The organism is Pseudoalteromonas sp. TAB23 (assembly GCF_000498075.1).
In the GTDB taxonomy this organism is placed as follows: domain Bacteria; phylum Pseudomonadota; class Gammaproteobacteria; order Enterobacterales; family Alteromonadaceae; genus Pseudoalteromonas; species Pseudoalteromonas arctica.
The window spans coordinates 12,160-25,173 of sequence record NZ_AUTP01000121.1 but is presented as its reverse complement, the minus strand read 5'-3'; the positions used below and the strand labels follow the sequence as shown (position 1 = coordinate 25,173).

The following is a 13,014-nucleotide window of genomic DNA, read 5'->3' as shown; positions in this document are numbered from 1 at the left end:
TAAAGTTATTGCACTTTTAAAGGAGCTATAAACGCCTAAGCTAAGGCGCTATAGAAATGATATGGAACAACAAAACCAACAAACATTAACTAACCTTGTTTACGATATATACGAAAACCCAACTTTAATAGAAGAGCATCAAGTGCTTATAAAGCCCTTGTTGAGCGATTTAGTTGCCACTGCACCAACTGGGTTTGAGGGCATGGCGACGATGATTAATACCCATATTTCTAATGGGTTCAAATTTAAAAATCCTAAAATACAAAAATTTGAACTTGAGTCGGGGCTTTTAAAACTTAAAACGTATTTTCAAAAAATAAATCTATAACACCCTTCATGATTACACACTCAATTTTTAATTTTAATGCAGCACGTGTGCTGCATTAGTTTTTTCTCATTAAGGATGATGTATGAGCCTTATTACCACCAGTATTTTAATGCTGTTTTTGCAGCCTCTATTTGTATATTTAGCTCTTTTTAAAGAGTCAGATCGGAGTACTTCAAGCCGTTCACTAGATAATGAAGATGCTATGTATCTATTTATCGCGCCAGGTTTAGCTGTTTTTTACTCTGATAACTTTTGGCAGGCGTTACTTTATTTAGGAAGTGTATGCCTACTAGGTTTAATGCTTGCCATTATTGTAAAAAGCAAAGCTAAAAAGCGATTAACAAGAGATGACGCTATCGGGTTTACTATTGCCAGTTTTTTATTTTTTGGGATTATAAAATTAATTATTGGTGGGTTAGGATATTTTTTTAGCGAAAATGCCGCGAATGCTTCAGCAGCCGACGTAGGCCAGCAAGCCTATTCATCAACTTCAGGTGAGCTTTTAAACTGGGGCTATTTATATTATCAGTTTTGGCCAACGTTATACTTTTTACTCTTAATGCTAGCCACATTAGCTATAAAAATAATTGAGAGCCGGTTTAATAAACATTCATTTTCAGGCTCGCTCTTAATATTGGGCGCAGTTTTGGCAGGTGTATCACCGTTGTTCGGTAATGCTTTTATTTTAGGCGTTATTGCTAACTTTTTTATATTTTTTGTTGTGTGCACGGCATGTATAGAAATTGATAAAAAGAGCGATCCTTCAGCTGGTGCTATTAGTTTTATATATGTTTTTTTGCTTGTCGGCGGTATCGCGTTTAGTAGTATTGGTAAATTAATATATACGCTATTTTATAATTAAATTACCGATTGTTTTTTGATTAAAAAACATGCAGTATTTAGTATGTTTACTTACTTTTTTAGTATGAGCATGATTAGTGTAATTAAATAGCCATATACTTGAAGTAATGTATAGCTAAGGCTTGGGAGAGTATTTGCTTTGTTTTTATCGCGTTTAAAGGTTTTTTTATTGGTAATAGTGACGATTACCTTAGTTTTTTTTACTACTACACAGGCTTTTGCAGATATGTTTGGCTTTTCGAAAAAGCATAATTTTATTTTGTCAGCATCATTAAATGGTGAGCTATTAAATAACGGTCAGCCAGTTGCTAATACCGTTGTGACGCGAACGCTAACTTACGGCGATGAATATACTGATGAAGCAACAACAGACGATAATGGGCATTTTTCTTTTCCTGAAAAAATAATTAAAACATCTAAACCTTCAAACATGTTTGATAACGAATCATTGGTTCAGCATGTTTATTTAGAAAATGGGACACCTGAAGGCGTTGTTCTTTGGTATGTCACTATTTCGCTACATGAAGATAGCGATACATTAAGTGAGCTACTTAAAGGTTTAGTTTGCGATATTTCTAAAGAACCCCAAACGTACGATATACCTATTAAAGAGGCGCCAGAGCATGTTTTTACAATTTATGGCGCATGTAAAATTTAACTTTTAGCATACTCATTTAAAGGGAATTTTATGAATACTTTAACACCTACACAAGCTGTACAAATAGCCACTCTTGCTTATAAAGCAAAAAGTATTAAAAGCACAAAGCTGCTAAACAACTCTTTACATCCATCCTTACGTGGTAACTTTAACTTTGGTGTAAATCAAGACGCCGTACAAGGCATATCAGGTGGGTTTTTTTCTCACTTGTTTGGCTTGAGCACTGGGTTTGGGTTATTGGGGCATGGGCAGGGGGATTTTCAAGGTGATTCTGTAATAACTATAAGAGGTACAGCGTCTTTACGTGATGGTTTAACGGATGCTAACTTTGGTTTAAGTGGTGGTTCAAACGGCAGTATGGTGCATGCGGGTTTTAATAAAACGTTTTATTCTATGAAGCCTGCAATACAAGAATTTGTATCAGCAAATGTCCGAGATAAAATGACAGGCTGTGTACATGTGGTTGGCCATAGTTTAGGTGGAGCTTTAGCCGCATTGTCGGCAGATTGGATCAAAGCTGAATATTCTCTACCCGTAAAGCTTTATACGTTTGGCTCTCCTCGGGTTGGTTTAGAACCTTTCTCAAGGTCGACGACATCAAGACTCGATAAAATATATCGTTGTACCCACGGCGCAGATCCTGTAGCTAAAGTGCCTTTATGGCCGTTTTCGCATGCACCTTATAATGGGCAAGAAATTCGGCTTGATAACGGGCAAGGTTTAAAAGGCGCTGCTCACAAGCTTAACGGCACACCAGGTTATATTAATACAGCAAATAGTAATGATTGGAATAACTTAACAGTAAAAGCAAACCACTTTTTAAGTACTCCAGTACGCTTAAAGTTTGAAGATAGAAATCAAGCTTCATTTGGATCTCAGTGGGCTGATAAGCTAAATGCAGCTCTAATTACGTTATTAAAAGATGCAGGGTACTACAGCGCAGTTGCAGCTCAAGCTGCAATTGGAACAAGCTTAACATTCTACGACATGCTTTCTCGCACAGTTAGTCAAATCGCAAAGGCTTCGGCTTCGTTTGCGGCTCAAACATTAGGATTACTTGGGCACATGTTAGCGTTTGTAGGTAAAGTTATTACGGGTGCTGTTGAGCTCACTTACAACTTTATAAGAAGTGTTTTTGATGACACTTTAAAAGCTTTATACCGCGCAGCGAAAGATGGTCTAAATGGTTTAGATTAAATTAAAATACTATTTAGTAAATTATACGGCTAGTTATTACCGACCGTTATGCTTTTTACTAATTCATATCCGTTTTACGATTGATAATTAAAAATATTACTGCGTAATATTCTCCTCTTAAATAGTCGCCTGCTTATGCATCGTTAACCTGCATGCTAAGCAGCCGCGTCCTATACTTCATATATCAACGATGAGTTAATCGCATAGTAGAATTAAAGTGCTTTTAATTCTGTAAAGTAATCTGGAGCATATGCCATATTTATCTTTTACTACGTTTGAATAAACGTTAAACACTCAAACGATTAACGATTAACGATTAACGAATACGACTCACAAAGCAGCTAAATGTGTACAAATATAAATACGAAAGGGATTTTTATGATCACTACAAGGTTAGTTGGTGTAACTTTAACACTTATTTTATTAATACCAATGCAGGGATTTGCAGATATGTTTAGCCTTTTTAACAAGCAAGACGTTACGTTGTCGTTGTCTATTAAAGGCCGGTTATTAAAGCAAGGGTGAGCCTCAACAAGGCGTTACAGTGAAAATAGAGCTGATTTACGGTGATACTTATATTGATGAAGCCATAAGTGATAACAATGGTTACTTTTATTTCGATAATAAAACAATACGTAGTTCAAAGCCTTCAAACATGTTTTTTAATAGCTCTTTGCTACAGAGTATTTATATTAAAAACAAAAAAGATGAAGATTCAATCTTGTTGTATACCACAATACAGTTCACTGAAGAGCAAGCACTGCTGTCTGATATATTAAATAACTTTGAATGCGAACTTAGTGAAGAGGCTACAACGTACGATATACCGATAAAAAACACTGATCAATTTTATACAGTTTATACACGTTGTAAGTTATAGAAATTAGTGAGAAGTTTGATAAAGCCACTAATGTTCATCTATTAGTGGCTTTAATATAATGATTAACGTTTTAACTGTGCTTCTTTTTGGTTTAGTAAACGAATTATAGGGTTTTGCTCTAATATTTTACTTTTCAAAATATAACCAATAATTAGTCCAGCTATAAAGCCACCAATATGTGCGCCATAATCAATGCCATCAGGGCCTGTTACTGCACCAAAAATGTTAAATCCTAACCAAATAGCAAAAAACCATACTGCAGAAAGTTTCTTCTGATAAATTATAAACATAAAAGTAAGACTTGCGTGTCTGAACCACATTAAATACATGCCAAATAAACCGGCTATAGCGCCACTTGCGCCCACACCTGGAATTGTAGACATTGGGCTTACAATGTAGCTTGCAAACGATGCTAGAAGTCCACAGACTAAATACCACAACAAAAAGCGTTTATGACCTAACACGTCTTCTAAGTTATCGCCAACGATGTATAAAAAGTACATATTGCCAACTAAATGCATTATAGAGCCATGTAAAAATACGCAAGTTAATACAGTCCATAGCTCATTACCTTTGCTTAAATCTGCAGGTGTCATAGCAAAGTTATCAATAACATAGCTAAATGAGCTTGGATTTAAAAAATAAAGTACAAAAATCAATGTATTTAAAACAATAAGGCCGCGAGTTACCCAAGGAGTCTTTTGTGGTTTAATATTATATTCAACAGGCATTTGCGTTAAAAATTGGAACAAGTAGGTTTTCCAACTCACTTTTTGATTTAGCTCGCCTAAACTCGCTTTTATTTCAGGGCTTTTTTCAACACTTTCAAGTTCGTCTTTATCAATCCAAGTACCATCGCAGTGTCTACAAACATCAATTTCGGTATGAAAAGCTTCCAGTAAGTGAAAACGTTCTAAACTTTTTTTACAATCCGGGCAGTCAAGCTCAGAAACGCCTAATTGCTCACCAAAGTGAGTTTCAAATTTATCACCTTCTGGGCCGTTATTTATCTCGGAAATCATGCGATTTACTTCATTTTTTTCGAACCATAAACCACCACATTCACGGCAAATATCTATTTCTTCACCCTGATAATTGGTTACTTCTAATGGGTGATCTTTACAATGTGGACAGCTTTTAGTTGGCATTTTTAAGTTCCTTTAACGAACCAACAGAAATATCATTCTGCTGTAATTCCATTTTTAATTGTTTAGCGCTATTTTTTAAAGCCGGGAGTATTTGAGTTTTAATTAAGTTTGTTATTTTTGCTAATTCGATAGAAGCCTGTTTAGCTGATATTTTTCGATTTATTGCGGCATTTATGACAAAATCAGCTCGAGAATAAAATCGACGTATTCTAGTTAAAAATTCACTTGGTGTTTCAAGCGTAGTAGGAGAAAACTGCATGGTTTTCCATATGTACTGCTCAAGTGTGGGTTTAAAAAATTCCATTTCTGATTTTGGTGGGTTCTTCGCTAAGCGTTCTGCATACTCAGCTACCGTGTTTGCGTTATCATTAACTTCGTCATAGAGCGATGTACGTAAATAGTAGTTATCTTCCATTTTGCTAAATGAATCAAACTTAAGCGCTTGCTCTAAGCCGCTTTGAGCCGCCAAATAAACACCAAAGACAGTAGAAATAACCATAAAAAATTGATTTAACCAAAAGCCAGTGCTTTTCAGTTCTTTATGATCAGCTGTTTTAAGGGCTTGCGAAAATTTTTGAGTAACTATAGGTGGTTTTTTATTGTTTTCTGGGATGTGACTAGTTGGTTCCAACAGCTCGTTCCTTGAATAATTGCTTCCTTTTTAGGCGTACAAGAATACTTAAAAATTAACCAGTTAGCAATATAGCCACTCGTATTGAATATACTTTTAACGTATTTACCTATATCTACAAGTAGTCACTTAAGTATGGCTTAGCTTAAATACTTAATAAAGAGGGTACTTAAGCTAAAGCTATTTTAAACTGTCTAATTAAATCATCTAGCGAAGAAGTTAAACGCGAGTTCATGGCTCAATATGCATGACTCTATATTAATGAATAGAGAGTTTTTGTAGTACCTGAGGCTATTTTGTTAGCAAAGTAACGTATTACCAATAAACGGACTAAAAAAACCTTCTTTAATAACTCAATAATGAGGCGTAGTTAGCCTTTATATTTAAGGCGTTGTTGGCCCAACGCCTAAGAGGGGTATTTATTTTGTTATACAAAAGTGGAGAACTTTTTATACAGGCAAAGACTATGTATTTAAAAGCACAGCGCCGCTTTTATTTTCGCCTAAATGATCATCTTTATTGTAAATTGGGCAACTTTTAAGTGATAAGCAACCACATCCTATACAACCGTCTACTTTGTCGCGCAGGCGTTGCATATGCGCAATTCGCTCATCAAGTTGCGCTTGCCAATGTTTTGAAAGTGCTGACCAGTCTTGTTTTGTTGGTGTGCGGTTGTCGGGTAGGGTCGCTAAGGTGTTTTTAATCTCATCGAGCGTAATTCCCATCGCTTGAGCTGCTTTTATTACAGCTACACGGCGTAATACATCAGGTTTATAACGTCGCTGATTACCATTATTTCGCCAGCTCTTAATTAAAAACTTAGTTTCGTAAAAGTGAAGAGTAGATACTTTTACACCACTTCTTTTTGCTACATAGCCAACGGTTAGGTTAGCTTCGGTTAATTTTTTTTGTCCTAGTGGCATAATTTTAATCCTTCAGTTGACCTCAATATAACTTGAGGTTTTAAGCTTCTACCACATTAAAAAAGGAGCTAACTAAATGCAACAAAAACTTGAGCGTAATACTGTTATTATTTATTCAAGCGCACGAAAAAACGGCAATACCACAGCCCATGTTAATAGCTTTGCCGAGCAAAATGATGTGCGCGTAATTTGTCTGGATGATTATAAAATTGCGCCGTATTGTTATGACAAAAACTATAAAAATGATGACTTTTACGCGCTATTTGAAGCAGTTTTAAAGTACGACCATTGGGTGCTCGCGTCTCCTGTTTATTGGTATAACACTACGGTACAAATGAAGTCTTTTATAGATAGGATCACAGATTACATGGATGACGAAACCTTGAAGCCGAAGTTACGGGCTTTACGTAATAAAGATTTTTCGTTGTTATCAAACGCATCATCGCTTGAAGCGCCTGATATTTTTGTAGAAATGTTTAAACGAACATTTAGCTATTTAGGTATGCAGTTTATTAACCACCATCATAAAAACACTCAATCGGCAGCATGATAAGCTGCCCTTTTTTCTTTGCTTCTGTTAGTTTTATAAATAGGTTAACTTATTTAAAACACAGGATTGTTTATGAAATACCTATTATTGCTTTTACTTATAAGCCCATTTTCGCAAGCGGATGAAAACCTTATTAAAGACTTTGGTTACTTTTATAGTGTCCCGGAGCATGTTCAGATAAATGACTCTACGGTATTCAAAATAGCCTTTGATGTTGGTGATGGCGCTAAAAAAGGTGAGCAGAACAATTCAATAAACTCACTTGCACGTTTTATTAATATGCATGTAGCACACGGTGTAAAGCCAGATAACATTCAATTAGCGTTAGTGGTACATGGTAGTGCTAGCGTTGATGTATTGGCTAATAGTGAATATAAAGAACGTTTTAAAGCAGATAACAAAAATCAAAGTTTAATAAAGCAATTGTTGGTCAATAACACCGTGGTTTATGTATGTGGGCAATCGGCTACGCATTATAAAGTAGCACCAGAACAACTAATTGAAGGTGTGCAAATGTCACTTTCGGCGATGACAGCACATGCCCAGCTGCAACAGCAGGGTTATACACTCAATCCATTTTAATAATTAACATGACAAAAAATATTCTCTGCTTTGGTGATTCTAATACGTGGGGTTTAAACCCTGTAACGGGAAAACGCTTTTATGAAAATACCCGTTGGACATCGTTATTAAATAAAAACTTAGGGTGTGGCTTTAACGTAATAGAGGCAGGGCAGCCTAACCGCACGTTAGTGCATAATCCACCGTTTGATGGCGTGCTTAATGGTGTTAGTTATCTAAAGCCTTATTTGGATAAGCATGAGCTCGCCTTTATTATTATTGCCCTTGGTACAAACGATCTTAAAAAACGTTTTAATTTAACACCTAGTTTAATAGCAGGTGGCTTAAATGATTTAATTAACTCAATACATATTTATTATCAGCAAGGTAGTACTTTAAAATCTCCTAAAATTATTATTGCTAGCCCACCTAAAATAAGAATCACCGAGCAGTATTCGCGTATTTACGAAGGTGCAGATATAAAAGCAACAGAGCTCTCTAGTGCATTCAAAAGCATTGCGGCTACTCATAAATGTACTTTTATTGATTTTACTACATTTATTAATGTAACAGCCGGTGATGGGATTCACTTTGAAAGTAATCAGCATTTAACGCTAAGCGCTAAAATCACTAAGTTTATTCAAAATTCGTTCAATAATTTTTGAATCGATCTGTTTGAATTTAATGCGACTTATGCAATCATCTAATAAAGTAGTGATATAAATTAACAACTTCGAGATGCTATGAAAAAGTACCAACAAAAATCTATTATAGCCGTTTTAACCGGAGGGTTAGTTTTTGTAATTGGCTGTTTTATTTTGCTCAATTTTGCAGCGCAGCAGTTAACAGCACAAACAAAGTCAGACGCTGAATATATTCTCGGTCATGTAGAAGGTGCAATTGCAGAGAGGCGTCGAATTCTTACCCCATTAAATAAGCTTGCGTTTAAGCAGTGTGACAACACAACCCTTCTTGAGATGCGCCGCGCTTTATTTGATGCAAAATATGTAATTGATATAGGCTTTTTTAAAGGTAACCAGCTAGTTTGCACTACTGGTGCAGGCTTATTAAGTAAACCAATTAACGACAAACAGCCTGACTTTATTCGAGATGGTGAACAGGTGAGGGTTCGTTTTGAGCCAGAGCTTTATCTATTATTATTTAGTGAGCGCCCTATGGAGGTAATTATAGTCAGACAAGGGGACTATAATTTAATTATGCAGAGCACGCCCTTTACCAACATCGGAATTACTGCGCCAGATTGGGAAGTTATTTATAAAACACCAAATGCTTTGCATCATTTAGCAGGTAAAGAGGGGTTGTACCAGCAGGTAAAAAACAGCGTTTTCTTTCCTTACGAAACTAACTCAGTTTGCAGTTCTACAAGTAGTCAATATTGTGTAGTAGTGCACTTGCCTTGGAGTCTGTTTTTTTCTAATAATCACTTATTATTAATAATTTCGTTAATTTTAACCTGTTTAGCGGGCATATCGAGTGCGTTAATAGTTGATGCGAGGATTGCTGCACGCCGCTCTACCAATCAACGTATTCGTAAAGGGCTTAAAAAGGGATCATTTTATTGGACTTACCAGCCCATTATTTGTTTGCAAAGTGGCAAGCTGATTGGTTGCGAGGTACTTGCACGTTTTGAAGATAAGTACGGTGCTTTATTTCCAGATGAGTTTATTCCGGTTATTAGAAAAAATAATTTAACTTGGACTTTTACTGAGGCAATGATTGCTACCACAATAAAAGAGTTAACCTCTATAGAGTTATTGCCAGAAGGCTTTAAAGTGTCGCTTAATATATTTCCGTGTGATGTAGAGCTGGGTAATGTGTCGTTACTGCCGCAAATTACAGAGCTTACCAACTCACGCTTTATTATTTGTTTAGAGATAACTGAAGACGAGTACCTTGATACAAGCATTGCGCATGCTCATTTTAGAACCTTAGTTGAATCGGGATTTAACTTATCATTAGATGACTTTGGTACGGGTTATTCGAATTTAAGAAACTTACAAAATTTGAGCTTTCATCAACTTAAAATTGATCGTACGTTTGTTCAAGATATAGCAACTGAGGGCTTAAAAGCCTCTATGATCCCAAATATTATGGAACTTGTGCATAAGTTTAATTATACCTGTGTGGCAGAAGGGATTGAAACCACTGAGCAAGAAGCTATTTTAAAAATGGCGGGTGTGCATTATGGACAGGGTTGGAAGTATGGTAAGCCCATGACGGCGTCTAAATTTAAAAATTATATAACTAATCAGCATTTTTAGATCTCAGCTGCCATACTAAACGTATCATTATGAAATTTATAAATATTAGGTTTATTATGATCAAATTAACATTAAGTGCTTTTGCATTTTTACTACTTAGTGCATGTACAACACAGTATCCAAACCAGCAATTAACAGGTAAACAGTTCCCAAGCATTAGCGGCGAAAGTTTAGAGCAAAGCATGGTGGCTATACCCAGCGATTTTAAAGCAGATAAAACACTGCTGCTCATTGGGTACAAGCAAGATAGTCAGTTTGATATAGACCGTTGGTTAATTGGTTTAGATATGGCGGGTGTAACGCTCCCTACATACGAACTACCAACCATTGCCGGCATGGCACCACGTATGTTTAGCACATTTATAGACAGCGGTATGCGCAAAGGCATCCCTAAAGAATTATGGGGTGGGGTAATCACTATTTATAAAGATGGCGAGACAGTTCAAAAGTTTACAGGTAATCAAAGCCCAAATAACTCTCGTGTGGTACTTATAAATAGCAGCGGCGAAATTTTATATTTTTATGATCGAGGTTTTTCGGTTGATGCGTTAAATAAATTAAAAGCGAATATTGAGTAGCCTTTAAATTCATTTGTTTAGGTTAATTAAAGTGAAAGGGAGCGAATGCTCCCTTTATATTGTATTTTATTTAAAACGCGTAACTTACACTAAAGCGCGTTGTACGAGGCATAATGTAACGACCATTTGGTGCATCAGCATTACGTGGATCACCTTCTGTAATGCCTTGCTCATCCGTTAAGTTATCTATTGCTACTTGAAGCTTGATGCCCTCCATTGGTTCTAATATTAAACCTAAATCAACTTTTTCGTAGCCGTCGAGTGTTACAGTGTTTTCGTTATTGCCAAAGCGATCATCAACCGCTGAAAGCGTACCGTATAAAGTTGCATACATACCTTGTAGCTCAAAATCGTAACTTGGCGTTATACGTACTTGCCATTTTGGTTGGCGCTGCGACTGGTTACCATCGTTTGTTGGGCTCTCTGTAATTTCAGCATCTTGTAATGTCGTATTTAAATTAACAGAAAAACCAGAATCATGATTAAAGTTGTAATCAAGCTCTATACCGTATGCTTCGTTTGTTAAAATTTCTGCTGGTACGCCAGGTCGTCTTACAAATGTGTCGCCTTTAACTTCATTTACAAATACGGTTGCATAAAAGTCGGTTGATTCAGTAATTAACTTATAGCCAAGCTCGCCTTGAGTTATTTCTTTAATAAGCTTTTCGCCGCCTTCGTAAGCATCAAAGTTATCTCTAAAGTCATCAAAGTAAGGCATTTTATAACCACGGTTAACACGGGCAAACACACCCATATCATCATTAATTGAATAGTTTAACCCTGTAGTCCACGATGTTTTACTTTCATCATAGCTAACGGTTTTAGTAATAATACCGTCAAGGCCCTCATCTACACTGTATTCTACTTCGTGGTTTTCTTGACGTACGCCAACATCAAGTGTAAACGCATCAGCAAATTTGTATTCACCGGTGACATAAAACGCGTTAGTGCGCGCATCACCTGTTGAGCTTATGTCGTAGTTAAAATCACAACCATCGGTGTTTTGATTACATTCAATCCCAGCCAATGCTTCGCCACCTGATTCAAGTACATGGTATGCAGTGTTACCTAAGCTCCACCAATCTTTTGCTGAAGTACTTGCAGTGTAATATCCAAAGGTTGTTGATAGGTCGCCAAATTTTTTCGAAAAAGCTAAATCATTAGTAAATGAGCTGATTTCTTTAAGTACTACCCATCGACCAAGTTGTTGGACTGGGGTATCGCTTGCGTATTCAGTGTTTGTAACTGCTCCAAATGCAGTTTGGCCGTTATCAGCAACTGCTCCAACCGTTGTTGCTGAGCCACTAGGTACTAAACCGTAGGTATTTGCATCGCCTTTGGTAATGTTAAAGCGATCTGAAAAATGCCAACCACCTTTTAGCTCTAGCTTAATACTACCGCCCGAAACATGGCCGTCCCACCCTCTGCCATCACCTAGGTCAATATCAAGTGCTTGTGCATCGGGGCCTGTAAATATTGTTGCTTGACGATTTAGCGTACCAAGTTGCGTATATTCTGCGTCAATACCATCAACATTAAGGGGTGTTGGTAAGTACCATGCACCGTGATCGTCTGTTTGGCGGGTATAAAAGTTAAGCTCACCGTTATCTAAATCTTTAGTAATGTTGATTGTAAATTGGCTCCCCTTTTCAGAAGTAAAGCCCGCATCACGAATACCCGGTGAGCTTTTTACGTAACCGCCAACCATAAAGTATAAATCGTCAGTAATTTCACCACTCATCACAGCATCAACTCGCTGTAAGTCGTAATCAGAAGTTGTGTATTTAAATAAGCCTTCTGTTTCTTCGCCACCACGTTTTAATCTAAAATTGGTTGTTAATCCTGGTTGTCCGTTAGATAAAACAGGATTAGGTCCACCACGCAGGGCTTCTACTGTCTCAATGGTTTCATCAACACGAAACATTGATGAGTTCTCTAAAAACGATAAGGTTGATGCTGGGTAAATTGGTGAACCTTCAATACTTAGCGTTAAAAATGGGGCATCCCCACCGCCAGGAAAACCACGAACAAATACATTCGCACCTGACTCACCACCTGAGCTTTCTACCCAAACTCCAGGTATTGCTTTAAATAAGTCAGCGGTGCTTTTTGGAGACAATTTAATAATTTGTTCACTATCGATATTAGTTACCGCATAGCTAGCATCTATTTTTCTTATTCCAACACCTGTGGGTGTTCCTGATACTACAATACGCTCAACTTTTTGTTTTTCTTGTGCTTGCTCTGCAGCAAATGCGCATTGAGTGCTAAGCGCTAAAGTAATGGCACACGCTAGTGTACTTTTTGCTTTACTGATTTTCATGTGTGTGATCCCGTTTTTAGTGTATTAAACAGTGTATTACTGCAGTCTTTTTACTAAAAATCATTGTAAATAGGCTGTGTATATTGAAACCTTA

General features: G+C 36.7%; 15 protein-coding genes. 11 read left to right on the top strand and 4 right to left on the bottom strand.

The annotated features are described in order from the left end of the window. The first annotated feature begins 61 nt into the window (after positions 1-61). The 6 genes from L654_RS0103950 to L654_RS01000000125445 all read left to right on the top strand — a co-directional run bounded on the left by L654_RS0103950 (position 62) and on the right by L654_RS01000000125445 (position 3,924). Positions 62-328 (top strand): hypothetical protein, encoded by a 267-nt coding sequence (locus L654_RS0103950; protein ID WP_024607325.1) that lies wholly within the window; start codon positions 62-64, stop codon positions 326-328. 82 nt (positions 329-410) lie between these two features. Next, positions 411-1,190: a hypothetical protein gene (locus L654_RS0103945; RefSeq protein WP_024607324.1), complete on the top strand. Its 780-nt coding sequence runs from the start codon at positions 411-413 to the stop codon at positions 1,188-1,190. Positions 1,191-1,415: 225 nt separating this feature from the next. Further along, on the top strand, positions 1,416-1,847 hold the full coding sequence (locus tag L654_RS0103940; protein ID WP_225305704.1) for an Ig-like domain-containing protein: 432 nt from the start codon (positions 1,416-1,418) through the stop codon (positions 1,845-1,847). Between the two features lie 30 nt (positions 1,848-1,877). Beyond that, the gene (locus L654_RS0103935) at positions 1,878-3,044 is read left to right on the top strand and encodes a lipase family protein (protein ID WP_024607322.1); all 1,167 of its coding nucleotides are present in this window, start codon (positions 1,878-1,880) and stop codon (positions 3,042-3,044) included. Between the two features lie 378 nt (positions 3,045-3,422). Continuing rightward, positions 3,423-3,569: a hypothetical protein gene (locus tag L654_RS1000000128110; RefSeq protein WP_225305703.1), complete on the top strand. Its 147-nt coding sequence runs from the start codon at positions 3,423-3,425 to the stop codon at positions 3,567-3,569. Positions 3,570-3,588: 19 nt separating this feature from the next. Then, positions 3,589-3,924, top strand: coding sequence for a DUF6795 domain-containing protein (locus L654_RS01000000125445; protein ID WP_225305702.1), 336 nt, complete (start codon positions 3,589-3,591; stop codon positions 3,922-3,924). 62 nt (positions 3,925-3,986) lie between these two features. On the opposite strand, the gene L654_RS0103925 is transcribed toward L654_RS01000000125445, so the two are convergent. The 3 genes from L654_RS0103925 to soxR form a co-directional block, all read right to left on the bottom strand. Continuing rightward, positions 3,987-5,072 carry a rhomboid family intramembrane serine protease gene (locus L654_RS0103925; protein ID WP_024607321.1) on the bottom strand — a complete coding sequence of 362 codons (1,086 nt, stop codon included), beginning with the start codon at positions 5,070-5,072 and terminating at the stop codon, positions 3,987-3,989. After that, positions 5,062-5,703 (bottom strand): hypothetical protein, encoded by a 642-nt coding sequence (locus L654_RS0103920; protein WP_024607320.1) that lies wholly within the window; start codon positions 5,701-5,703, stop codon positions 5,062-5,064. Before L654_RS0103920 ends, L654_RS0103925 begins: the two co-directional genes overlap by 11 nt. A 464-nt stretch (positions 5,704-6,167) precedes the next feature. Next, positions 6,168-6,626 (bottom strand): redox-sensitive transcriptional activator SoxR, encoded by a 459-nt coding sequence (gene soxR / locus L654_RS0103915; RefSeq protein ID WP_024607319.1) that lies wholly within the window; start codon positions 6,624-6,626, stop codon positions 6,168-6,170. Between the two features lie 76 nt (positions 6,627-6,702). Between soxR and L654_RS0103910 the strand changes: the two genes are divergently transcribed. From L654_RS0103910 to L654_RS0103890, 5 genes are all read left to right on the top strand, one after another. Then, on the top strand, positions 6,703-7,176 hold the full coding sequence (locus L654_RS0103910; RefSeq protein WP_024607318.1) for a flavodoxin family protein: 474 nt from the start codon (positions 6,703-6,705) through the stop codon (positions 7,174-7,176). Positions 7,177-7,248: 72 nt separating this feature from the next. Further along, positions 7,249-7,758, top strand: coding sequence for a DsrE family protein (locus tag L654_RS0103905; RefSeq protein WP_024607317.1), 510 nt, complete (start codon positions 7,249-7,251; stop codon positions 7,756-7,758). Positions 7,759-7,766: 8 nt separating this feature from the next. After that, positions 7,767-8,402, top strand: coding sequence for an SGNH/GDSL hydrolase family protein (locus tag L654_RS0103900; protein ID WP_024607316.1), 636 nt, complete (start codon positions 7,767-7,769; stop codon positions 8,400-8,402). A 78-nt stretch (positions 8,403-8,480) separates the two neighbouring features. Beyond that, positions 8,481-10,019: an EAL domain-containing protein gene (locus L654_RS0103895; RefSeq protein WP_024607315.1), complete on the top strand. Its 1,539-nt coding sequence runs from the start codon at positions 8,481-8,483 to the stop codon at positions 10,017-10,019. A 56-nt stretch (positions 10,020-10,075) separates the two neighbouring features. Further along, a complete protein-coding gene (locus L654_RS0103890; RefSeq protein WP_024607314.1) occupies positions 10,076-10,597 on the top strand; it encodes a hypothetical protein in 522 nt (173 codons plus the stop codon). 70 nt (positions 10,598-10,667) lie between these two features. On the opposite strand, the gene L654_RS0103885 is transcribed toward L654_RS0103890, so the two are convergent. Beyond that, the gene (locus L654_RS0103885; protein WP_024591994.1) at positions 10,668-12,920 is read right to left on the bottom strand and encodes a TonB-dependent receptor; all 2,253 of its coding nucleotides are present in this window, start codon (positions 12,918-12,920) and stop codon (positions 10,668-10,670) included. Positions 12,921-13,014: the final 94 nt, after the last annotated feature.

Bases quoted from the DNA above. Each gene is read 5' to 3' on its own strand.
- L654_RS1000000128110 (WP_225305703.1), top strand. From the start codon at position 3,423: ATGATCACTACAAGGTTAGTTGGTGTAACTTTAACACTTATTTTATTA.
- L654_RS0103925 (WP_024607321.1), bottom strand. From the start codon at position 5,072: ATGCCAACTAAAAGCTGTCCACATTGTAAAGATCACCCATTAGAAGTA.
- L654_RS0103900 (WP_024607316.1), top strand. From the start codon at position 7,767: ATGACAAAAAATATTCTCTGCTTTGGTGATTCTAATACGTGGGGTTTA.
- L654_RS0103935 (WP_024607322.1), top strand. From the start codon at position 1,878: ATGAATACTTTAACACCTACACAAGCTGTACAAATAGCCACTCTTGCT.
- L654_RS0103905 (WP_024607317.1), top strand. From the start codon at position 7,249: ATGAAATACCTATTATTGCTTTTACTTATAAGCCCATTTTCGCAAGCG.
- L654_RS0103885 (WP_024591994.1), bottom strand. From the start codon at position 12,920: ATGAAAATCAGTAAAGCAAAAAGTACACTAGCGTGTGCCATTACTTTA.
- L654_RS0103910 (WP_024607318.1), top strand. From the start codon at position 6,703: ATGCAACAAAAACTTGAGCGTAATACTGTTATTATTTATTCAAGCGCA.
- L654_RS0103890 (WP_024607314.1), top strand. From the start codon at position 10,076: ATGATCAAATTAACATTAAGTGCTTTTGCATTTTTACTACTTAGTGCA.
- L654_RS0103895 (WP_024607315.1), top strand. From the start codon at position 8,481: ATGAAAAAGTACCAACAAAAATCTATTATAGCCGTTTTAACCGGAGGG.
- L654_RS0103940 (WP_225305704.1), top strand. From the start codon at position 1,416: ATGTTTGGCTTTTCGAAAAAGCATAATTTTATTTTGTCAGCATCATTA.
- soxR (WP_024607319.1), bottom strand. From the start codon at position 6,626: ATGCCACTAGGACAAAAAAAATTAACCGAAGCTAACCTAACCGTTGGC.
- L654_RS0103945 (WP_024607324.1), top strand. From the start codon at position 411: ATGAGCCTTATTACCACCAGTATTTTAATGCTGTTTTTGCAGCCTCTA.
- L654_RS0103950 (WP_024607325.1), top strand. From the start codon at position 62: ATGGAACAACAAAACCAACAAACATTAACTAACCTTGTTTACGATATA.